The following is a 22,619-nucleotide window of genomic DNA, read 5'->3' as shown; positions in this document are numbered from 1 at the left end:
CGAATAACGAACATACCTAAATAATGGGCGCAGAAGATTTAATCATCGCGCCTATTATCTCGGATAGGAGAACGTCGTGGATTCACTGGAACTGTTAGAAGAGCATCGTCTGTTCAATGGCTGGCAGCAGCGCTACCGCCACGCATCTGATGCACTCAACTGTCTGATGACATTTAGCATCTATTTGCCTCCCACAGCCGACGATGCACCGCCGCCGGTACTCTATTGGCTGTCAGGCTTAACCTGCAATGACGAAAATTTCTCCACCAAGGCTGGCGCGCAGCGCGTTGCGTCCGAGCTAGGTTTAGCGTTAGTCATCCCAGATACCAGCCCGCGCGGCGATACAGTGCCCAATGATGCGGGCTACGATCTGGGACAAGGCGCCGGTTTTTATCTGAACGCCACGCAGGCTCCGTGGAATAGCCATTATCGAATGGATGATTACATCACGCAGGAGCTGCCAGCGCTTATTCGCGAGCATTTCAACGTCAGTGAAAAGCAGTCCATCAGTGGTCATTCGATGGGGGGACATGGTGCGCTAACGCTGGCATTACGTAATCCACATCAGTATTTATCGGTGTCTGCCTTTGCGCCTATCGTTAACCCAACGCAGGTACCTTGGGGGCGCAAAGCCTTCGCGGCCTATTTGGGCGACGATCGCTCTCTTTGGCAGAGCTATGACAGCTGTTGTCTGATTGCGCAGCAAAAGCCTACGTTCCCGATCCTCATCGATCAGGGCGATGACGATCAGTTTTTAGCGGATCAATTACAACCCGCCAAACTTGCCGAGTTGGCTCGTCAGAACGAATGGTCACTGCGCTTACGTATCCAGCCGGGTTATGATCATAGCTACTTTACTATCGCGACATTTATTGAAGATCACCTGCGCTTTCATGCCGAACACCTTGGCTTAGCGTAATATCGATGAGATTTCATTCACGCTGAATTTCATGGCCGCACCTGCGGCCATTTTTTATGATGCCTATCGAACTCACCCTCTGAACCTGCGCACATGGGCAATAAGCGGGTTACGCAAGCATTCTCCCCTTCTCCGATTTCTGCCATAATAGCCGCATTATTTATTCCCTCCTGAGCTGAGATCGGCTGTCGGGAACCCTGTACGGAGCCAACCGATGGATTGTTACAACACATCTGATTTGATTTCTATTGAGCAAGCGCTGGAAAAATTACTTTCACAAACATCAGCCATTTCCGATGTGGAAGACGTTGCGCTGACCGATGCCGCTGGCCGTATCACTGCTCTTCCTGTTATTTCTCCGTTAAATGTTCCTCCATTTGCTAACTCAGCCATGGACGGATACGCCGTTCGTTTGCAAGACATCACACCAGACGCCGTACTTTCTGTTGCTGGCAAAGCATTTGCAGGCAGCCCGTTCAGCGGTGAATGGCCAGCAGGCAGCGTCATTCGTATTATGACCGGCGCGCCCGTACCAGCAGGAACCGATGCGGTTATCATGCAAGAGCAGGCTGAACTCAGCGAACAAGGCGTGCGTTTTACGGCGATGCCAGCGCAAGGACAAAACATCCGTTTGGCCGGTGAAGACATTCGTCAGGGTGCTGAAGTATTAGCCGCTGGGGTTCGTTTAGGCACGGCGGAACTTCCTCTGTTAGCGTCTTTAGGCATTGCTCAAATTAAAGTTGTGCGCAAATTGAAAGTCGCTCTGTTTTCAACCGGCGATGAGCTACAGCCGGTAGGCACGCCTTTGCAAGAAGGGCAGATTTACGACACGAACCGTTTTGCCGTACGTTTAATGCTTGAGCAAATGCACTGCGAGATTATTGATTTAGGCATTATCCGCGACGATCCACAGGCGCTGCGCGAGGCCTTTAAGGCAGGCGATCTGCATGCTGATCTATTGATTAGCAGCGGCGGCGTTTCCGTTGGCGAAGCCGATTTCACCAAACAAATTTTAGATGAAGTTGGGAAAATCAGTTTCTGGAAACTGGCCATGAAGCCGGGTAAACCATTCGCTTTTGGTCAGCTTAATCGCGCGTTGTTCTGCGGCCTGCCGGGCAACCCTGTTTCAGCCGTGGTGACGTTCTATCAGTTGGTGCAACCGCTGATTGCCCATCTTTCTGGCGATACCCACTGGCAGCCACCAGCACGTTTAAAAGCCAAGGCGATGACTCCGCTGAAAAAATCACCGGGTCGTTTAGATTTCCAGCGCGGCATCGTGAGTGCGAATGCTCAGGGCGAACTAGAAGTACGCACCACGGGCCATCAAGGTTCACACGTCTTCAGCTCATTTACCCTCGGCAATGCTTTTATTGTTTTAGAGCGCGAGCGCGGCTCGGTTAAAGCCGGTGAGTTAGTCGATGTAGAATTGTTTAATCCGCTGTTGAGATTTTAAACATGAGCAAAGAGATACCCGAAGAGCTTAGCGATGCTGAGATGATGCGATATAACCGCCAGATCGTGCTGCGCGGTTTTGATTTCGACGGTCAGGAAAAGCTTAAAGCCTCGCATGCGCTGATTATTGGGTTGGGTGGTTTAGGCTGCCCAGCCAGCCAATATCTCGCTGCGGCAGGGGTAGGAACCTTGACGCTTGTCGACTTTGATACGGTATCTCTTTCTAATTTACAGCGCCAAATCTTGCACTGCGATGCGCGAATCGGGATGGCAAAAGTCGAGTCTGCGCGTTTATCGCTCCAAGAGATTAACCCTCACACCCAGTTGCATACCGTAAATGCCGTGCTAGAGGACGCCGAGCTCACCACACTTATCGAGCAGGTTGACGTGGTTCTCGACTGCACGGATAACGTCGATATTCGCGATCGTCTTAATCGCTTATGCTTCAACCTGCATACGCCTTTGGTATCCGGTGCCGCTATCCGCATGGAAGGGCAAGTTAACGTATTTACCTATCAAGAAGACGAGCCTTGCTACCGTTGTTTAAGCCGCTTATTTGGCGCTAACGCCCTCACCTGCGTGGAAGCGGGTGTTATGTCACCGTTGGTCGGAATTATCGGTGCCATGCAAGCGATGGAAGCCATTAAGTTATTGGCACATTTCGGCACGGTTCCCCGTGGGCGGCTGATGATGTACGACGCCATGAGTTCGCAGTGGCGTTCAATGACGCTGGCTAAAAATCCTTCCTGCGAAGTGTGCAGTCATCCATAATCGCTCTGGTCTGTGCTCCTATCTGTTGCGTAAATGTTGAATAACATCAGAGTAAAACGTTATGGTGGCTGAATAACGTTTTATTCTTCGAATTCGTTTTCACTCATATTTACATCATCTTTTGGAGCCGCCTGCCCATGCTTAAACTCTCCGCGCTGGATCATTTAGTTCTCACCGTGGCTAATATCGACAAATCCGTCCAGTTTTATCAGCAGGTTCTGGGGATGGGGGTTGAAACCTTTGGCAGCGAAGGCCGTACGGCGCTTACGTTTGGTGAGCAAAAAATCAATCTTCACGCGGCCAAATCGCCTTTTCGCCCTCATGCTAAACATCCAACACCAGGCAGCGCCGATCTCTGCTTTATCACGGTTCAGCCGCTGCAAGAGGTTGTTTTATGGGTGATTGGCTGCGGCGTCGAGATTATTGAAGGGCCGGTAACTCGCACGGGTGCCAGCGGAAAAATCAGCTCTATTTATTTGCGTGACCCCGACGGCAATCTGATTGAAATCGCCAATCGTCTTTAAACGACTCAATAATGACCGCTCAGGGCTGTGAATTCCTACCGCATAGCCCATTCAGTCCTCCTTCTCTTTCTAGCCTGGTGTATTATCAATTAAGACACGTTTGCATCACTGCTCGTCACGATAGAATTATGCCTGTTAACAATTAACGCTAGGCGTATTTTGGCTAAATCATACCGCAACAAGGAGCATGAATGCGGCCTCCAGAGACTTTACTCGCTGCTGCAACGCTACTCGCCGTTGTGTTATTGCCTTCTGGCGCGATAGCGGCTCCACCGATTATCGGTAATTCACACATTGTGCGCTCCAACAATATTATCTTGATGGAAGGCGATATCGTTGGCCCAGCCAAAAGCTATCATCAGTATGTTATCGGACCTGAAAGCCAAGATACGCTGCGTGATATCAGCATCGAGTTTGCTCGTAATGGACAAATCGAGGCTGCCGGTCAAAGCTACGGCCCCAACCCTGTTTGGGAAAGTCGCCTCATGCCGGATGATATTGGTTGGATAAGCCGCAGCGTGGTAGCGGTTCAAACCGGCCATGAGCAAGACGTTTCTCAGCTCATCAGCGCCTATAAAACGGATGAGCGTGGCCGAATTGTAAAAGTGACCGAAGTCGAAGCTGGCGACAACACGATTGGCATTACTAATCAGTACTATTTTTATACGCCTGACGATCAGGTGCGCTTTTACGTTGCCGTTGGCCGTAATCCGGGATTTGGTATGTATCTGTATCGTCCCGATGGGCGATTAGAGAAAGTGGTGAAAAACGATAATGACACCCTTTCAACCTTTACCGATAACGGCAAAGATCTCAGCTCTATCACCAAAACGCCTCATGTTACCTATATCACCGAGTGTCAAAAATGGGATAACAGCGGGAACTGCATACTGTCTGAGAAGCAGGAAATCATCAGCTTTGACTATCAAGGCGAGCTAAAAAGCATCACGTCACGCTTTATGCTGCAACAAGACATCTTGTACTACCCGCCCCACCGCGCTGCCCATCCTTAATCGCGAGATAAAAAAAGGGTGTTTGCTTTTCGGCAAACACCCTTTTCCGCATTTTAGCTCAGCTAAGCGGTTAGGCCGCAGGCTTCAGTGCCTGATAAGCCTGAGTCCACTGAGGATAGCGCTCTGGCGTGCTCCACAGTAACTGATGAAGGCGTGCCAACGTAACAGGATCGCTCAGCAGCGCCAAGCGTTCGTCTCGGCTAAGCTCCTGAGGCCCGGTGCTCAAGGCTTTCTCTACGCGCTCTTCACGTGCTTTAGCAATAGCAGCATGCGCATGATGGCGAGAAGTGGCCATTGCGGTCGCCAACGCATTGTACGCAGGATCAAACACCGCACGCAGGAAGCCATGATCGAGTTCACGCTTGTTGTTGAGCTCAACGTAGCGCTCGGTCGCCACCATCTCAACCGGAGGAGAGTATTCCTCGGGGATCAAGAAGATCTTAGCACGTTTGCACTTCACGCCCAGCGTGCGACGGCTCGTAATCACCGAAACCACTGGTGAAAGGATCAACGACACCACGATCGGTGACAGCCACCAGAGGAAACGCAGATCCAGCACCGCAACGCCACCCGCCCAGATAAGGCCGAGTAAGCACTGCGAACCATGACGACGGAAAGCTTCACTCCACGGCGTAGCATCATCATCACGCTGCGGCGACTGCCAGGTGATTGACCAGCCAAGGAACGCGCTCACCACAAATACGGTATGGAAAATCATACGCACCGGTGCCAGCAACACGGAGAACAACATCTCCAGCAGCATGGAAATCAGCAGGCGGAATGAACCACCGTACTCTTTAGCACCTTTGGCCCAAATCAGCACCACAGACAGCAGTTTTGGCAAGAACAACAGCACCAACGTGGTTGAGAACAGCGCAATCGCCAGTTCAGGACGCCACTGTGGCCAAACTGGGAATAGCTGTCGCGGCTGCAGGAAGTACTGCGGCTCCATCAGCGTATGCACCACCTGTAGCGCCGTTGAGAGCACCAAGAACATAAACCATAACGGTGCCGACAGATACGACATCACGCCCGTCAGGAATACCGCACGGTGAACCGGATGCATCCCTTTCACCAAAAATAGGCGGAAGTTCATCAGGTTACCTTGGCACCAGCGACGGTCACGCTTCAGCTCATCCAGCAGGTTCGGGGGTAATTCCTCGTAGGAGCCCGGCAGGTCATAGGCAATCCACACCCCCCAGCCAGCGCGACGCATCAATGCGGCTTCCACAAAGTCATGTGACAAAATGGAACCGGCAAAGGTGCCGCTGCCCGGCAGCGGTGCCAGCGCGCAGTGTTCGATAAACGGCTTCACACGAATAATGGCGTTGTGGCCCCAATAATGGGATTCACCTAACTGCCAGAAATGCAAACCTGCGGTGAACAATGGCCCATATACACGCGTTGCAAACTGCTGAATACGCGCATACATGGTGTCCATGCCGGTCGCCTTCGGCGCAGATTGAATAATCCCCGCGCTTGGGTTGGCTTCCATCAGACGAACCAGATTGGTTAAACAGTCGCCGCTCATCACGCTATCGGCGTCAAGAATAACCATGTAGCTGTATTCTCCGCCCCAGCGACGGCAGAAGTCATCGATGTTACCGGATTTGCGTTTCACACGACGACGACGACGACGATAGAAAATACGCCCTTCACCGCCGACTTCTTTGCAGATCTCCATCCATGCTTTTTGCTCTGCCACGCAAATATCGGGATCGTAGCTATCGCTCAGCACAAAGATATCAAAGTGTTCGATTTGCCCTGTCGCCACCACCGATTCATAGGTTGCTCGTAGCCCTGCAAATACACGGGATACGTCTTCATTACAAATCGGCATGATAAGCGCGGTGCGATGTTTTGGATTGAGCGCTTCGTCCCCAACCGTTGTAGCGGAAATGCTGTATTTATCGCGGCCTATCAAGAGCTGAAGGAAGCCCATCAGCGCTGTCCAGAAACCGGCCGATACCCAGCAGAAGAGAATGGCAAACAGCACTAATATTCCAAACTGAAGAACATAGGGCAGCAGCTCCATCACCGACTGCATGATCGGTTTCTCTAGCATTGAAGCTGGATCGATCCATTCCCAACCTTGATACGGCAGAATGGTTTTCATGTACCAGGTGGCGATGACCGTCTGCGTCAGCATCAGGATAAGCAAAACCCAGCGGCGCATTGAGCCCACTTTACGCCAGCGTTTATCGGCCTCGGCTTCTGCCGCGGTTTTAAACTGGTGTTTCGGCGGCTGCGTTCTGCCTAGCAGGCCATCCCACAGGCGGCCAACCGGATTGGTGCGCCACTTTTCAGGAAACATCGACGTACGCTTAATGGTGGGCATTGCTTTGATCGCAGTTCGTCCTGCCGCATCTTTTGTCAGCAATGCTTTCTCTTCCAGCGTATCCGACCAGCCCATCTCAAGACGTGATTCAACTGAACAAAGAGGCGCATCGAGCGCCTCTAAATCCGACAGTTGAACATCGTCTGAGGCCAGCGACCTATGCACCGCATCCACAGAAACATCCTGTGATGCGGTCATTTGCTGCCTGAGCGCGGCTTCTTGCTCCGCGCTCATCGCCAATGCCTTTAGATAGGCATCGGCATTCTCAGTAGACTTATTCATTGGCAGGTAACTGATAGCTCCAGATTTCACTCAGCGGTTTATCTTCTTTGATCAGATAAGCACGCATCTCAACCGGTTTTTTGTTGTCGATAACGTTAAAGCGCAGCGTCAGACGCCAGCCGCCGGTTACCGGGTTGTAACGTAAATCGTTCTGCACCAGTTTAGTGTTGTCATCCGTTGTCACCTGAGTGGTTACAGGTGCATCAGGCGTCAACGCTTTTAGCGCTGGGCCAACAAAATCAACAATCAGCGCGGTTGTGCCGTCTGGTTCGCGGATCAGGTTAGACTGTTTCACATCACCGGTTGAACGCATAGTCTGCTTCACCCACGCTAACGCAGGGTCATGCAGTTTTGCTTCATCACGAGTGAAGTGTAGACGGTAATCCAGATTAATAGGTTTTCCGACCTCTGGCAGACTTGCCGGGATCCAGAATGCCACGATGTTATCGTTGGTTTCATCGGCCGTTGGAATTTCCACCAGCTGAACTTTACCTTTGCCCCAAACACCACGTGGTTCAACCCAAGCGCCCGGACGCAGATCGTAACGATCGTCTAGGTCTTCGTATTGAGAGAAGTCACGAGTACGCTGCAGCAGGCCAAAACCTTTCGGATTTTCAACGCTGAAGGTGCTTACGGATAGATGTTTAGGATTGTTCAGTGGACGCCAGATCCATTCGCCGTTGCCAGCATGAATCGATAGACCTTCAGAATCATGCAGCTGTGGACGATAGTTCACGTTAGTAGATGGCTGGTTTGAACCAAACAAATACATGCTGGTTAACGGTGCCATACCCAGCACGCCCACTTTGTCGCGCAGATATACACGTGACTGCACATCAACCACGGTGTCAGTACCCGGAGTCACAATCATGCGATATGCGCCGGTTGCGCGTGGAGAATCCAGCAGCGCGTAAATCACCAAGTGTTTATCTTTTGCTTTTGGACGTTCAATCCAGAATTCGCGGAAGCGCGGGAATTCTTCGCCAGACGGCAGTGCGGTATCAATAGCCAAACCACGTGCAGAAAGACCATAGACTTGGCCTTTACCCACAACGCGGAAATAGCTTGCGCCCAGCATGCTCATGATTTCATCGTTTTTACCCGCCTGATTGATCGGATAAACCACTTTGAAACCCGCAAAGCCCAAGTCTTTCACGGCCTCTGGGTCGTGTTTCACTGAGCCAAAATTAAAGTAGTCCGGGTTATATTTGATCTGACGAACCGACGTTGCCGTCACTTCATTGATCTTAACCGGCGTATCAAAATACATACCCTGATGGTAGAACTCTAATTTGAATGGAGTTTTAAGGTTATTCCAGTAGGGTTTGTCATGATTGAATTGGATTTGCTGATAGTCAGCAAACTTCATCTCACGAAACTCTGAAGGCAGGTTGCTTTTAGGTGCCTTGAAAGACTCCCCTGCCAGAGATTGTGCTTTTTTTGCAACATCATCTAGCGAAAACGCCCATGCCTGTGTTGTTGCGAGCATCAGAAATACTGATGCAGCCAGCCCTGTTAAAGCGCGAAACTTGGGCCGGGTGGTTAATAAATGTGTTAGCACATACCCCCCTGATGGTGCTCTACGAAACGAAGAACTCAGTAATAAATTGGTTTGTTGGAAGCATAGTAATTGATTACTCACCCCGTCGACAACAACCTAATAAGGGTTGCAACCCAATAGGATTGAATTTAATTATACTCAACGTCAATTAGAATTAAATTAGCATTTAAAATCAAAATGTTACATTAAGTGTTTTTTAGGAAGATCCCTAATAAATGCCTGATTGTGCAAGATAAAAAATTTCACTGAATAAATTTAAACCAGCCAGCCATAACGTGGTCCTTAATAGAAAAAAGCTGCTTTTTTATCCATAGTTCCGATTGACCAATTCATTAATAAGGAAAGTAAAAGCGATAACATCACAATTGTTTAAGTGAGACTGCGTATAGCGGGCCACCGAATATAGCCATCGAATTGAAGTGTCCGCTAAGGTTTGATGTAAAAATAACCGTCTTGCTGGTGTTCAACCAGTGCCAATATGCCCGCAGGAACTGAGTTCACCCCCATCAATAGCCGATCCAGCGTAATGCTATTCGCTCGCATTGCATTCTCACAGGCCAGCAAAATGACGTTGGCCTGCTGCAACGTCTCCCAGTTTGGCGATTCGTCACTGTCGGCAATCAGCGTGCTGATGGCTGAGCCGGTAAACACAATATGAATATCGGTATATTTACCATTGCGCGCTTTCAATAGATTAGTGGCGCTGTTAAATGCGGGAATGCAGTGCGTTGATTCTGAAACATGGAATACAACTTTCATTTTAGTCATCATTTTCTACAAAAGGAGGCTTGAACCATAACAGTAGGAGAAGTCAAAGTCATGATTGAGCAGATATCTTGCCAAGATAGCGCACAAAAAAATCTTGTCGTTTTCTTGCACCTTTGCAGAAATTATCAACAATTGATATTTGAACTCAAACTTCATAACCACAACCAATAGCGAGAAACATCATGGACATGTATCTGACCTTAGATGAAGCTATAGAGGCCGCCAGAGAAGCCTATTTAGCCGATCATGAAAACAGCGATGACGCCTCACAGGTCGCCCAATTCAATCTGCAAAAATATGTCATGCAGGATGGGGAAATCATGTGGCTCGCGGAATTCCACGCTACCGAAGATGAAGGTGGTGATGGCGTACCGCTATTTAGCGGTGAAGCAGCTCAGGCAATTTTTGATAATGACTATGATGAGGTAGAAATTCGCGAAGAGTGGATCACTGAGAACACGCTCTACGAATGGGATGAAGATGACTTCCAGTACGAACCACCGTTAGATACCGAAGAAGGTGAAGCCGCCTCAGACGAGTGGGAAGAACAAAATTAGTCGCGGTGCATTTTCGGTAAAACACTTCCTCATGCTATCGCAGAGCTCATCTGCGATAGATTGATTTTCGCCTAGAAACAACGCCCTCCCCTTCCCTGATTACGGCAATCTGCGCCATCGCTCTGGTTGGTTATCATCACGGGGGCTTTATGGCTATAATCGCCATACATCTACACACTGAATTATTCGGTTTATAATATTTTGCAAGAAAACTTCAATATGCTGCTGGCGGTGTTTGAACGCGCCGCTTTGATGCTGATCTGCATCTTTTTTCTGACACGCATTCGCCTGTTCCGCCAACTGCTGCAAAAAGAGCAGCATACGCGGGTTGAGCTGGCCGCCGTCACCGCGATTTTTACCACCTTCGCACTATTTAGTACCTATAACGGTATCAGCGTTGAAGGCGCATTAATTAACGTGCGTATCATTGCGGTTATTTCCGGCGGGATACTTTTTGGTCCCTGGGTGGGGATAACAACCGGCGTCATCGCGGGCGTACATCGCTATTTGATCGATATGGATGGCGTAACCGCGATCCCATGCTTAATCAGCAGCATCATCGCCGGGATTATTTCAGCGTGGATCCATCAACGGATTGCGAAAGAAAAACGCTGGAGCGCGGGTATCTTAGCGGGCATGTTGTGCGAAAGCCTGACGATGGTGTTGATTATCGCCTTTATCGATTCAAAACCGTTGGGGATCGATATCGTTGAGCACATCGGTTTACCGATGATTCTGGGTGCGGGCTGCATCGGTTTGATCGTGCTGTTGGTACAAAGCGTTGAAGATGAAAAAGAGGTCATTGCGGCGCGTCAGGCGAAGCTGGCTCTCGATATCGCCAATAAAACGCTGCCCTACTTCCGCAATATCAACAGTGAATCACTGATGACTATTTGCCGGATCATCCGCGAAGATATCAACGCCGATGCCGTCGCCATCACTAATACCGAAAATATTCTCGCCTACGTGGGCGTGGGCGAAGAGCAATACAATATTGGCGAAGAGCTGATTAGCGATGTGACGCGCCAAACCATTCAGCGCGGTGACATCACGATCAATAACAACGATGAAGCCCATCGCACGCCGCAGATCCATTCACAGATTATTATCCCGCTGCGTGAAAAAGGCGAAGTCACCGGTACGCTAAAAATCTATTACTGCCATGCGCACAAAATTACCTATTCATTAAAGGTCATGGCCGTTGGTCTATCGCAGATTATCTCAACGCAAATCGAAGTTTCTCGCATTGAACAGCTACGCGAAATGGCAGATAAGGCCGAGCTACGCGCATTGCAAAGCAAGATTAACCCCCATTTCCTCTTCAATGCGCTCAACGCGATTTCTTCTTCTATTCGCACCAATCCTGATACCGCTCGACAGCTGATCATTAATTTGGCCAGCTACCTGCGCTTTAATCTGGAGCTCAACGATGAACACATCGACATCAAGCGCGAGCTACACCAAATCCAAGACTATGTGGCGATTGAAAAAGCGCGTTTCGGCAGTAAGTTGACGGTTATTTTTGACATCGACGACGTTGATTTAACCATTCCTAGCTTGCTCATCCAGCCGTTAGTTGAAAACGCAATTGTGCACGGAATACAGCCATGTCGCGGCAAAGGCGTGGTGGCGATTGCGGTTAAAAAGAAAGATAACCGGATAAGAATCTCTATCAAAGACACCGGCAACGGGATCAGCCAGGAAACCATTGACCGAGTGACGCACGGCGATATGCCAAATAATAAAATTGGCCTGCTCAACGTACACCAGCGCGTCAAACTGCTGTATGGCGAGGGGCTGCATATCCGCCGCCTTGAGCCCGGCACCGAGATCTATTTTTACATTACCCCAAGCGTTCCTACGCACAACGAACTGACGGTGCGAGAACCCAAGGAGGTTAATACGCTATGAAAGCGATCATTGTAGAAGACGAATTTTTAGCGCAGGAAGAGTTAAGCTACCTGATCCGAACCCACAGCAAAATTCAGATTGTGGGTACCTTCGAGGATGGTCTGGATGTACTTAAATACCTGCAGCACAACGAAGTGGACGCTATTTTTCTCGACATCAATATCCCTTCGTTGGACGGCGTTCTGCTGGCGCAAAATCTCAGCAAATTTGCGCGTAAGCCACAGATTATTTTTATTACCGCCTACAAAGAGCATGCGGTAGAAGCCTTTGAGTTAGAGGCCTTTGATTACATTCTCAAGCCCTATCATGAGTCACGCATCATCACCATGCTGCAAAAGCTGGAAGCCAGCCACCAGCGCGAACAAGAGTTGACCCATAACAACACCGTAGCGCGTCCAGCCCCCAAAACGATTAACCTGATAAAAGACGAACGCATCATCGTCACCGAGTGCAACGATATTTATTATGCAGCGGCGGATGAAAAGGTCACCCGAGTCTATACCCGTCGCGAAGAGTTTGTGATGCCTATGAACATTACTGAATTCTGTAACCGATTGCCTGAAGAGAAGTTTTTCCGCTGCCATCGCTCGTACTGCGTCAATCTGTCTAAAATACGAGAGATCGTACCGTGGTTTAATAACACCTATGTACTGCGCCTCACCGATCTTGAGTTTGAAGTCCCAGTAAGCCGTGGAAAAGTAAAAGCATTCCGCCAACTTATGCGGTTATAGGATCGAATCAATTCAAATCTATATTTAGCCAACCGCCTTCTGATGGATCTCATTGCGAGATCCATTTCGATCGACCTCATGTTAAAAACGCTGTTCAACACATAGCAAACAGACCAAATAACTATATTTATAGAGCTAATATCTAAATCCAACATTTTAAAAAGTGCTATATACTATTTGTGTTAAAAAAAAACTTCCGCTCGTTATGACAGATATCAACGGAAATGGCACTTTTATGATGTATTTATGAGCGGTTTGCTCTGTTGGATCGAAGAGAGAATAGCGATGATGAATTACAAAACCTTTTCAATAGCGCTTTTAACCACACTTCTGGCGACCACCTGCACCTACGCAGCATCGGTTCAAAACAGTGATTCACAAAGCAATAATGCGCAGAACAACGCGGTCTTAACGTTAGACGCCCCGACCACGACAACGAGCGCCGCGGGTTCAAAATCCAAAGAATCTAAAACCACACCCATTCACATGTCCTGTGAAGATTTTTTGGCGCTTGATACACAGGCACAAACACCGGTTGTATTTTGGGTAAGCAATTTGGATACCCACTATAAAGGCGGTGATTACGTTGATGAGCAGCAGATTGACGAGTTTGTCACACCGATGGTGGTTGAAGAATGCAATAAAGCACCGGCGACCAAACTGATTGATTTGAAGAGTAAAATGGAGCAATACGTCAAAAAGCATTTCTAATGTATTTTGCTGATGCTCACAAAAAAGCCTGCTCAGTGTCCTGCGCAGGCTTTTTACTTTTATTTTCAGCACTGTTGAGAATCGAGCTAGATTTTCATCCCTAGCTCTTGGCGCAAATGCGCGCCCGCGCCCAGTAATCCGGGGAAGTCATGCACGATAAGATAAACCGGAATATCATGCACATACTCCTTAAAGCGCCCTTTATCTTCAAACGCCGCACGAAAACCCGATGCTTTAAAGAATTCAAGAAAACGCGGCACAATGCCCCCGGCAATATACACGCCGCCGAAGGTTGCCATATTTAGCGCCAAGTTGCCGCCAAAGCGGCCCATAATCACGCAAAACAGCGAGAGCGCACGACGGCAATCGGTGCAAGAATCGGCTAATGCTCGCTCGGTAACGTCTTTAGGCGCCAAGTTTTCCGGCAGACGATTATCCGATTTCACAATGGCGTGGTACAGGTTAACCAGCCCTGGACCGGATAAAATACGCTCGGCAGAAACGTGCCCAAGTTCTGGACGCAACACTTCAAGGATCAGATCTTCTTCTTCACTGTTGGCGGCAAAATCAACGTGCCCGCCTTCGCCCGGCAGGCTGATCCAGCGATCGGCCGCATGGATAAGATGCGCTACGCCTAATCCCGTCCCTGCGCCGTAGATAGCAATCGGCTTATCTTTTAGCGGGGCTTTGCCGCCAAACTGCATCAGATGCTCGGGCTTGAGCATAGGAACCGCCATGGAAACCGCGGTGAAATCATTAATCACTTCCAGCTTTTCCAGCGCCAGATTTTTTTTCATCTCAGCAATAGAGAACGCCCACGTATGGTTGGTCATCGCCACCCAGTCATCTGTCACGGGGCAAGCGATGGCAATACAGGCTTCTTTAACGGAAACGTTATGCTCTCGCAGATAGGTGCGAATCGTGGCTTCTAAACTGTCAAACTCCAGCCCTGAATAGGTTTTTGCCTGCGAGATTTCACCGTTTTCCAGCGAGCAAAGAGCCAATCGCGCGTTAGTACCCCCCACATCCCCGACCAGTGCGTGCGTTGTCATACTGACTTCTCCCAAAAAATGCTGCCTGAACCACCGAAAAAAATACTGGCCGTATCTAAACACAGCCGTATCAGCCCCCACAACGGGCACTCCGCACTACGGCGCGCAATAGTGAAACCGATCACAAAAATCGTTTCAGCAAAGAGGGGCTAAACGCTTTTTTATACTAAACGCTTTCGTTGCCTAACGCCCAATGCGCAGCGTATTCCGCATGAATTTGCGCGGTATCAAACAGCGGAACGTCAGCATCGGTTTGGTCGACCAGCAATGCAATCTCGGTACATCCCAGAATAATGCCCTGCGCACCTTGCTCAGCCAAACGCTGCATAATCTCGCGGTATTGTTGGCGTGATTCAGGACGGATTTGGCCTAAGCACAGTTCCTGATAAATAATGCGGTGGATAATTTCACGGTCGGATTCGTTGGGAACGATGACCTCGATGCCAAAGGTGTCAGTGAGTCGGCCACGGTAGAAATCTTGCTCCATCGTGAAACGCGTACCCAGCAGGCCAATGCGGGTTAAGCCTTTAGCCTGAATGCGTGCCGCAGTGGCGTCGGCAATATGCAGCAGCGGCAAACCGCTACGTGCTTGGATCTGCTCGGCCACTTTGTGCATGGTGTTAGTGCACACTACAATACCATCTGCGCCAGCAGCCTGTAGACGTTGTGCGGCATCCGCCAAAAGTTCACCGGCCTGTTGCCATTCGCCCTGCATCTGTAGGTGTTCGACTTCGGCAAAATCGACGCTATACAAAACCAGCCGAGCGGAATGTAGTCCACCCAGCTGGTTTTTTACGGTTTCGTTGATAATTCGATAGTAAGGAACCGTGGATTCCCAACTCATTCCGCCAAGTAAGCCTAGCGTTTTCATGCTGTTGCTCCTGTTAACCCGCTATTATCTCTAGGGGTTAACATAACGCAGGCAGGCAGAATGAGTACAGCATTAGCGTAGCGTTGACGCCATATTGCGCGCCGCTCGGCGTGCAACAATGCGCTCACGCAGCGTGTCATACACCCAGTTATAGGCCATGGTGTATGGCAAGAAGAACAGGATAATGCCCAATTCCAGCATAAACGCCTGTAGCATCGAGATGCCTAACACATACGCGGCAATATTAACGCCGATCACGATAAACCCGCACTCAAAGCCAAGCGCGTGAAGAATACGGACTTTTACATTACGCACCACGCGGCTAACCGGCCATAAACGATCGAATATCGCGTTGTAGATGATATTCCAGATCATCGCAGCAGTAGCCAGAATAATCGTCAGGCCGCCCATCTCCCATACTGAGCGCTGCATCAAATACGCGCCAACGGGCGCACAGATAAGCGTCGCAATGGCCTCAAAAGTAACGGCGTGGAACACGCGTTCCATCAAAGATTTACGTTGCATACGGAATAAAACCTCAAATTAATGCTCTGAGTTATGTCAGAGAAGGTGATTATCCTCAGGTTTATCGCTATATTAAAATTAGGTTCCATCGATAAAATAGATACTTTATGCGTTACTCTCCCGAAGCACTCAATGCCTTTGTCGAAACCGTTTCCGCCGGTTCATTCTCCGCCGCCGCACGCCGTTTGCATAAAAGTCAGTCCACCGTCAGCACCGCGATTGCCAATTTAGAAGATGATTTGGGCGTGACGTTGTTCGACCGTTCGGCTCGTCATCCGGTTCTAACCGAACAAGGGCAGCGGGTTTTGATTCACGTGAAGGAAATTTTGGCTGCCAGCGAGCGCCTAGATCAGCTAGCCGTGCGTTTGATGGATAACGTTGAGCCGCGCCTGACGTTTGTGCTTTCCGACACCTTCCACCCCAGCGCGTTAGAAGCCTTGTTAAAGCAATTCGACCAGCGCTACCCCGATACCGAATTTGAATGCCTGATTGGTGAAGATGAAGACGTTATCGATCTGCTGCAAAAAAATCGCGCCCACATTGGACTGATTGAATCGCGCAAGCACTATCCACCAGACATCGGCGTGGCACGGTTAAGCAAGCAAACCCAGATGGCAATTTATACTGCCCCGTCACATCCGCTTGCGCTACGCGAACGCATTCGTCCAGAAGAACTCAACGCCGTGCGCGAACTACGTTTAAGTACCTATCTCGAGCGCGATCAAACCCAAATGCATGGGTTGATTTGGTCTGCACCAAACTATTTGCTGTTGCTCAGCATGGCGGTTCAAGGATTTGGTTGGAGTGTACTACCGTGCGCATTGGTGGAGGAGTTTTGCCATCAACAAGAATTGGTGCCGCTGTCAGTGCCCGGCTGGCCAAAATCCATTTCTGTCGACGTAGTGTGGTCAAAAAACTCCCCGCCGGGGCCGGCAGGGAGCTGGATTAAAGACTATTTACTGGATATGCCCGCTTAAGACTGATTCAGCCGACTATTGATGCGATGCATTACGTTCGGCAATCGCTTTGCTCAGCGTCGCCAGATATTCCGGCACATCCATTTTCGGCAGCATAACTTCAATCAGCGTCAGCGCTTTTGGCGTTTTGCTGGCGTCAAAGGCCTTTTGCAGAGATTGCACGCTGTCGGCATGATAGGTGACTGCGTTGCCGTTCACCGAAAGTGCGGCCGGAATTTGAGTCCAATTCCATGCGGCAATATCGTTGTAGACTTCTTCCGGGCCGTGGATCGCTCGCTCTACGGTATAGCCATCGTTGTTCACTAAAATAATCACCGGCTTTAAACCGTGACGCAGCAGCGTACCTAATTCTTGAATGGTAAGCTGCGCCGAGCCGTCGCCGATCAACAGCACTACGCGGCGCTGTGGCTGCGCCAGTTGGGCTCCCAACACCGCGGGCAGCGTATAGCCAATCGATCCCCACAGCGGCTGAACGATAAGGCTGGCATCTTTAGGCAAACGCAGCGTCGCAGAGCCAAAGCTCGAAGTGCCCTGATCGGCAATCACGATATCGCCTGCGCGTAAAAACCGCTGTACCTGCTGCCAAAACGTATGCTGATCAAGATGATTACCCTGCCCCTCAGGTAAACTATCTCGCTGGGCATCAGGGGATTGCCACTCTACGCAAAGCTCACGCGCCAGATCAATTAATGCGGCCAATGCGTTATTCATCGGTAATTGACTAAACACGCGCCCTGCCACGCTGGCTGAAAATGGCTGAATATCGATGGTTTTATTTAACGCAAGCTGATGGGTGAAGCCCGCCGTTACGCTGTCGGTTAACCTCACCCCCACGCTTATCAACGCATCTGCATTTTCAATCGCGGCCTTCACGCAGGGCTGGCTAGCGCCTCCGGCATAGGTACCAACAAAGTTTGGCTGACTTTCATCGAGAACACCTTTCCCCATGAGCAGCGTTGCGCTGGCAACGCCGGGTAAATCAGCCAACTGTTGAACGGCCTGTTTTTGACCAAAACGGTCGGCCAGAAAATCGGCCAATAATGCGACCTTACGAACCGGTTTAAGCAGCTCACGCGCCGCCTGAACAAATTCATTTAGCCCGATGATCTCATCTTGCCGTGCGGCGAAAGGATAGAGTTCGGTTCGAATCGGCTCATCACACACATCGCTTGGCAATAAGAAATAACCTGGTCGACGGTGATAGAGCACATCGCTGAGAACACGATCGATTTCAACCGCCGCATTTTCTGGGGTCAATATGGCCTGCGAACAGGTGACTTCCGCCGCCATGCGATAGAAGTGGCCATAATCGCCATCGCCTAACGTATGGTGTAGTAGCTCTCCTTTCTGCTGAGAACGCCTATTCGGAGCCCCCACAATATGAATGACCGGTAAATATTCAGCATAGCTGCCTGCGGTGCCATTAATTGCACTCAATTCCCCCACCCCGAACGTGGTCACCAGCGCCGCTGCGGGTGCACAGCGCGCATATCCATCGGCGGCATAGGCGGCGTTGAGCTCATTGGCGCATCCCACCCATTCAAGATCGGCGTGAGCCGTAACAAAATCGAGAAAACGTAGATTGTAGTCTCTGGGAACGCCAAACACGTGCTGGATACCCGCCTGTGAAAGTCGGTCGAGTAGATAGTCGGATACGCTATACACCGTGCTATTTGAAGTCTTGCTCATTGCGATGCTCCCAATGGACATTTCAGGGCAGTAAGCGCTGAAAAAACGAGAATTTAGATCACGTTTAAAAGTATAGGGGGCTCTTTTTGATGGCGTTGAAACCGGCTCTGGAGCATGATGGAAAGCTAGATTTACGCTGTGAACACCCATGCCACCGATTAGCATCAGGCGGCGTACTGTGTGTTTATCGTCTTTTTTCATGTCATCGTGTAAGGAAGATCAATGAGTTATCTGGCAAATCCCGAACGCTATCAATCGATGGAATACCGACGTTGCGGTAACAGCGGTTTACAGCTACCGGCTATCTCGCTGGGGTTGTGGCATAACTTTGGTGATACCACCCTTTTCGATAACAGCCGCGATATGCTGCTGCGCGCTTTCGATTTAGGCATCACTCATTTTGATCTCGCGAACAACTATGGCCCCCCTCCCGGCTCGGCAGAAACCAATTTTGGCCGTGTTCTACAACACGATCTCCTGCCTTATCGCGATGAAATGGTGATTTCCAGCAAAGCGGGATACACCATGTGGGAAGGGCCTTACGGTGACTGGGGCAGCAAAAAATACTTAGTGGCTAGCCTTAACCAAAGCCTGAAACGCATGGGGCTAGACTATGTCGATATTTTCTATCATCACCGTCCCGATCCTAATACCCCGCTCGAAGAAACCATGGGCGCTCTCGACCTCATCGTGCGTCAGGGTAAGGCCTTGTACGTTGGGCTATCTAACTATCCTGCTGAAACGGCTCGTCAAGCAATTGCGATCCTGCGCGATCTCGGGACGCCTTGCTTGATCCATCAACCTAAATATTCAATGTTTGAACGTTGGGTTGAAGGCGGTTTGTTAGATGTCTTGCAAGAGGAAGGGGTGGGTTCGATTGCATTTTCTCCTCTGGCGGGAGGCCTACTGACAGATCGATATCTGCATGGAATACCAGAAGATTCACGCGCAGCACACAGCCAATTTTTAAAACCTGAAGCCATTACTGAGCAGAAGCTGGAGAAAATTAAGCAGCTTAATGAGATGGCGTTGGCGCGAGGGCAAAAACTGTCGCAAATGGCGCTGGCCTGGGTGCTACGTGGCGATCGCGTGACATCGGTACTGATCGGTGCAAGCCGTATCAGCCAAATTGAAGATGCCGTCGGCATGCTAGAAAACCGACATTTTAGCGCCGAAGAGCTCAGCGCTATCGAAATGATTCTGGCCAGTTAATCTTCATCAACCGAACGCAGTACACGACATGGATTTCCCGCTGCAACAACGCGCGGCGGGATATCTTTCGTGACCACGCTTCCGGCACCAATCACAGAACCGTCACCGATGGTAACGCCCGGACATACAATCACCCCGCCGCCAATCCACACTTTGTTGCCAATCGTAATCGGCTTACCAAACTCAATGCCTGAAATTCGCTGTTCAGGATGGGTAGGATGTGCCGCGGTATAGAGTTGCACATGGGGGGCGAACATCACGTCATCGCCGATAGTCACAGGTGCGATGTCCAAAATGGTCAGATCCGTATTGGCGTAAAATCGCTGCCCAATTTTAATGTTGTAGCCGTAGTCGCAAAAGAACGGCCCGGTGATCTCAGCCAGCTTATCCACATTCGGCAACAGCGCTTCCAGCAGTTCTTTGCGCATCTGCTGCTGCGACGGCAAGGTATGGTTAAAGTGGAAACATAAATCAATCGCGCGTAGTCGATCGGCCACTAACTCAGGATCTGACGAGTAGTAGTTTTCACCCTCAATCATCTTCTGTTTTTCACTTTTGCTCACGTCTACTGCTCCTTAACTTGGCGAGGTCGCCAGAATAATCTCAAACGTCGCGATTAACAGCGGATTACCCCATTTCTCCACATTGTCATCACATTCACAATGCTAATATCAGCTCACATAAAGGAATGACGGCGTTATGTGTTGTTCATTGAAGATGATGCCAACCAACGTCCTTCCCCGTAAAGGAGAAAAACATGAACCTGCGTATCGCTGCAGTTATTTTTGCTTTTTGTAGCCTGATGCCTCTGGGCGTTGCACAGGCTACGTCAGCTGATATTGATTTACTTCCCGGCGTGAGCTTGCACCTTGGCGATCGCGATCAGCGAGGGAATTACTGGGATGGTTATGACTGGCGCGATCAAAACTGGTGGCGCAATCATCAAGGCCGTTGGGTGGGTGACCGCAGTCCTCGCGGCTATTACTGGGATGGTGGCCGCTGGCGTGACCACAACTGGTGGCAGAAAAACTACTATTCACGCGGCGGGAAGTATTACCGCTATGACCATAAAAACAAATATAAGCATCATGACCGTGGCAACCATTATGGTCACTATAAAAAACACGACCGCCATGACCACGACGATCGTGGCCACGGGCATGGCCATCACTAATGACTGAATAAAAAAAGCAGGTTCACGAAAATGAACCTGCTTTTCTATAAATCTTCTAAAAACAAATCTTCTAAGCCCTAAAACAACATACTCACCAGCAGGTAGAAGTTGAGCCCGACGACCACGACCACAATCACTTTACCCAGCGCCTGAACGGTACGTCCGTTCACCATCTCGCCCATCAGTTCTTTATTGCCGGTGAAGCGCAGCAGCGGCACCAGTGCCAAAGCAATACCAAAGCTCAACAGCACCTGACTTAGCAATAGAATACGGGTCGCATCCAGCCCGGCTATAATCACGATGAAAGAAGGCAGCATGGTCACCACTCGGCGCACCCAGAGCGGAATGTAAAAGCGCACAAAGCCCTGCATAACCACCTGACCCGCCAAGGTTCCCACCACGGTAGAAGACAAACCGGCAGCGACTAGGCTCAAACCAAAAATAGTGGCGGCAGCATTACCTAGCAGCGGTTTTAGCGTTAAATAAGCTTGGTCCAGCTCTGCAATTCCACTGTGACCGCTAAAATGAAACGCTGCCGCTGCGGTTGCCATCATCGCAAGGTTAACAAAGCCGGCAATGGTCATTGCAATGGCAACGTCGAGTTTAGTGGAAGAGTAACGTTCGGCCTTGGTCCCCAACGATGCAGACGTTTGTGTCAGAGACGAATGCAGGTAAATCACATGCGGCATGATCGTTGCGCCTAACACACCGGCTGCCAAAAATACCGCTTCGTGAGTGGGTAAATCCGGAACCAACATTCCGTGCGCGAGCTGAGCAACGCTTGGCTGAGAAAATACCAGCTCCACGATATAGGCCGCAGCAACAAAAAGCAGCAAGCCACCGATAACCAGCTCAAGCGGTTTCTGTCCACGGCGTTGTAGCGTCAGGATCAAGAAAGTGGCAATACCGGTTAAAACCGCCCCTTCCAACAACGTACAACCCAGCAATAACTTGAAGCCAATCGCGGCTCCGATAAACTCAGCCAAGTCGGTCGCCATGGCAATGATTTCAGCCTGAACCCAATAAGCCCAAACCGCCGGACGTGGAAAGCGATCGCGAATATGTTCCGCTAGATTTTTACCGGTAGCGATGCCAAGTTTTGCGGAAAGGAGTTGGATAAGCATGGCCATGAAGTTGGCCCATACAACGACCCACAGCAGCTTGTAGCCGTATGACGCACCGGCCTGAATATTAGTCGCAAAGTTACCGGGATCGATATAGCCGATGGCGGCGATAAAGGCGGGTCCCATCAGCGAAAGTTTTATCTTCCGCGACGCAGGAGGAGTTGTTTCTGCAACACGTGAATCAAGCATACCAGCCACCTTAACACCTATAGTCACACTAACAATTTGTGACCTAAACTTCGTGATTAACTCCATTATTGTATAAGTGATAATGATTATCAATATCAACTTGAACGATACTGCCTATCCGTTCGATAGGCCGTTTGCTTGTGGAGTCTGACAAGGCGCTTTCAGCACTTAAACACGCGACCATCACCGCTTCTGGCATTTCTTCCCAATAAGCGAACTATGGTGTTTAATAATAATATCACAACTTCTCAAACTTTCATCAACATGG

Annotated in this window: 21 protein-coding genes; 12 read left to right on the top strand and 9 right to left on the bottom strand. The window is 49.8% G+C overall.

Features of this window, described 5'->3' with window-relative positions; genetic code table 11:
- Positions 1 to 76 precede the first annotated feature (76 nt).
- The 5 genes from fghA to U0008_RS06905 all read left to right on the top strand — a co-directional run bounded on the left by fghA (position 77) and on the right by U0008_RS06905 (position 4,679).
- Entirely contained in the window at positions 77 to 919 is an 843-nt protein-coding gene (fghA, locus tag U0008_RS06925) for an S-formylglutathione hydrolase (RefSeq protein WP_043492051.1), read from the top strand.
- Positions 920 to 1,133: 214 nt separating this feature from the next.
- Positions 1,134 to 2,372 (top strand): molybdopterin molybdotransferase MoeA, encoded by a 1,239-nt coding sequence (gene moeA, locus U0008_RS06920; protein ID WP_043492048.1) that lies wholly within the window; start codon positions 1,134 to 1,136, stop codon positions 2,370 to 2,372.
- A 2-nt stretch (positions 2,373 to 2,374) separates the two neighbouring features.
- A complete protein-coding gene (moeB, locus tag U0008_RS06915; RefSeq protein ID WP_043492046.1) occupies positions 2,375 to 3,142 on the top strand; it encodes a molybdopterin-synthase adenylyltransferase MoeB in 768 nt (255 codons plus the stop codon).
- A 137-nt stretch (positions 3,143 to 3,279) separates the two neighbouring features.
- Positions 3,280 to 3,666: a VOC family protein gene (locus tag U0008_RS06910; RefSeq protein WP_043492044.1), complete on the top strand. Its 387-nt coding sequence runs from the start codon at positions 3,280 to 3,282 to the stop codon at positions 3,664 to 3,666.
- A gap of 191 nt (positions 3,667 to 3,857) precedes the next feature.
- Positions 3,858 to 4,679 carry a hypothetical protein gene (locus U0008_RS06905; RefSeq protein ID WP_051874097.1) on the top strand — a complete coding sequence of 274 codons (822 nt, stop codon included), beginning with the start codon at positions 3,858 to 3,860 and terminating at the stop codon, positions 4,677 to 4,679.
- A 70-nt stretch (positions 4,680 to 4,749) separates the two neighbouring features.
- Here the strand turns inward: U0008_RS06905 and mdoH are convergent, their stop codons facing one another.
- The 3 genes from mdoH to U0008_RS06890 all read right to left on the bottom strand — a co-directional run bounded on the left by mdoH (position 4,750) and on the right by U0008_RS06890 (position 9,619).
- Entirely contained in the window at positions 4,750 to 7,299 is a 2,550-nt protein-coding gene (gene mdoH / locus U0008_RS06900) for a glucans biosynthesis glucosyltransferase MdoH (RefSeq protein ID WP_043492042.1), read from the bottom strand.
- Positions 7,292 to 8,788, bottom strand: coding sequence for a glucan biosynthesis protein G (locus U0008_RS06895; protein ID WP_038502720.1), 1,497 nt, complete (start codon positions 8,786 to 8,788; stop codon positions 7,292 to 7,294). Before U0008_RS06895 ends, mdoH begins: the two co-directional genes overlap by 8 nt.
- A 498-nt stretch (positions 8,789 to 9,286) precedes the next feature.
- Complete coding sequence (locus U0008_RS06890; protein ID WP_226929994.1) at positions 9,287 to 9,619, bottom strand: DsrE family protein; 333 nt, start codon at positions 9,617 to 9,619, stop codon at positions 9,287 to 9,289.
- Between the two features lie 191 nt (positions 9,620 to 9,810).
- Between U0008_RS06890 and U0008_RS06885 the strand changes: the two genes are divergently transcribed.
- The 4 genes from U0008_RS06885 to U0008_RS06870 all read left to right on the top strand — a co-directional run bounded on the left by U0008_RS06885 (position 9,811) and on the right by U0008_RS06870 (position 13,538).
- Complete coding sequence (locus tag U0008_RS06885) at positions 9,811 to 10,185, top strand: MysB family protein (protein ID WP_040045784.1); 375 nt, start codon at positions 9,811 to 9,813, stop codon at positions 10,183 to 10,185.
- A gap of 219 nt (positions 10,186 to 10,404) precedes the next feature.
- Complete coding sequence (locus U0008_RS06880) at positions 10,405 to 12,096, top strand: sensor histidine kinase (RefSeq protein WP_043492039.1); 1,692 nt, start codon at positions 10,405 to 10,407, stop codon at positions 12,094 to 12,096.
- Complete coding sequence (locus U0008_RS06875; protein ID WP_043492037.1) at positions 12,093 to 12,827, top strand: LytR/AlgR family response regulator transcription factor; 735 nt, start codon at positions 12,093 to 12,095, stop codon at positions 12,825 to 12,827. The genes U0008_RS06880 and U0008_RS06875 overlap by 4 nt, the downstream gene beginning before the upstream one ends.
- A 285-nt stretch (positions 12,828 to 13,112) precedes the next feature.
- Complete coding sequence (locus tag U0008_RS06870; protein WP_226929997.1) at positions 13,113 to 13,538, top strand: HdeA/HdeB family chaperone; 426 nt, start codon at positions 13,113 to 13,115, stop codon at positions 13,536 to 13,538.
- A gap of 86 nt (positions 13,539 to 13,624) precedes the next feature.
- Here U0008_RS06870 and glk read toward each other — a convergent pair whose 3' ends face one another.
- The 3 genes from glk to U0008_RS06855 form a co-directional block, all read right to left on the bottom strand.
- On the bottom strand, positions 13,625 to 14,590 hold the full coding sequence (gene glk, locus U0008_RS06865) for a glucokinase (protein ID WP_043492078.1): 966 nt from the start codon (positions 14,588 to 14,590) through the stop codon (positions 13,625 to 13,627).
- A gap of 166 nt (positions 14,591 to 14,756) precedes the next feature.
- Positions 14,757 to 15,461, bottom strand: a complete 705-nt coding sequence (locus U0008_RS06860) for an aspartate/glutamate racemase family protein (protein WP_043492034.1) — start codon at positions 15,459 to 15,461, stop codon at positions 14,757 to 14,759.
- 72 nt (positions 15,462 to 15,533) lie between these two features.
- On the bottom strand, positions 15,534 to 15,986 hold the full coding sequence (locus tag U0008_RS06855) for a multidrug/biocide efflux PACE transporter (protein ID WP_025800792.1): 453 nt from the start codon (positions 15,984 to 15,986) through the stop codon (positions 15,534 to 15,536).
- Between the two features lie 107 nt (positions 15,987 to 16,093).
- Between U0008_RS06855 and U0008_RS06850 the strand changes: the two genes are divergently transcribed.
- A complete protein-coding gene (locus tag U0008_RS06850; RefSeq protein ID WP_025800791.1) occupies positions 16,094 to 16,963 on the top strand; it encodes a LysR family transcriptional regulator in 870 nt (289 codons plus the stop codon).
- A 15-nt stretch (positions 16,964 to 16,978) separates the two neighbouring features.
- Here U0008_RS06850 and U0008_RS06845 read toward each other — a convergent pair whose 3' ends face one another.
- The gene (locus tag U0008_RS06845; protein WP_043492076.1) at positions 16,979 to 18,652 is read right to left on the bottom strand and encodes an alpha-keto acid decarboxylase family protein; all 1,674 of its coding nucleotides are present in this window, start codon (positions 18,650 to 18,652) and stop codon (positions 16,979 to 16,981) included.
- Between the two features lie 222 nt (positions 18,653 to 18,874).
- Between U0008_RS06845 and mgrA the strand changes: the two genes are divergently transcribed.
- Positions 18,875 to 19,864: an L-glyceraldehyde 3-phosphate reductase gene (mgrA, locus tag U0008_RS06840; protein ID WP_043492032.1), complete on the top strand. Its 990-nt coding sequence runs from the start codon at positions 18,875 to 18,877 to the stop codon at positions 19,862 to 19,864.
- On the opposite strand, the gene U0008_RS06835 is transcribed toward mgrA, so the two are convergent.
- Positions 19,861 to 20,403: a sugar O-acetyltransferase gene (locus U0008_RS06835; protein ID WP_197704307.1), complete on the bottom strand. Its 543-nt coding sequence runs from the start codon at positions 20,401 to 20,403 to the stop codon at positions 19,861 to 19,863. The two genes, mgrA and U0008_RS06835, sit on opposite strands and share 4 nt — an antisense overlap.
- A 218-nt stretch (positions 20,404 to 20,621) precedes the next feature.
- Here U0008_RS06835 and U0008_RS06830 point away from each other — a divergent pair, with 218 nt between their 5' ends.
- The gene (locus U0008_RS06830) at positions 20,622 to 21,038 is read left to right on the top strand and encodes a DUF2502 domain-containing protein (protein WP_025800787.1); all 417 of its coding nucleotides are present in this window, start codon (positions 20,622 to 20,624) and stop codon (positions 21,036 to 21,038) included.
- A 77-nt stretch (positions 21,039 to 21,115) separates the two neighbouring features.
- Here U0008_RS06830 and U0008_RS06825 read toward each other — a convergent pair whose 3' ends face one another.
- A complete protein-coding gene (locus U0008_RS06825) occupies positions 21,116 to 22,351 on the bottom strand; it encodes an Nramp family divalent metal transporter (RefSeq protein ID WP_043492028.1) in 1,236 nt (411 codons plus the stop codon).
- Between the last annotated feature and the right edge of the window lie 268 nt (positions 22,352 to 22,619).

Source organism: Hafnia alvei (assembly GCF_034424155.1).
GTDB lineage: Bacteria > Pseudomonadota > Gammaproteobacteria > Enterobacterales > Enterobacteriaceae > Hafnia > Hafnia alvei.
The sequence above is the reverse complement of the archived record's forward strand: the minus strand, read 5'-3'. Positions and strand labels throughout refer to the sequence as shown.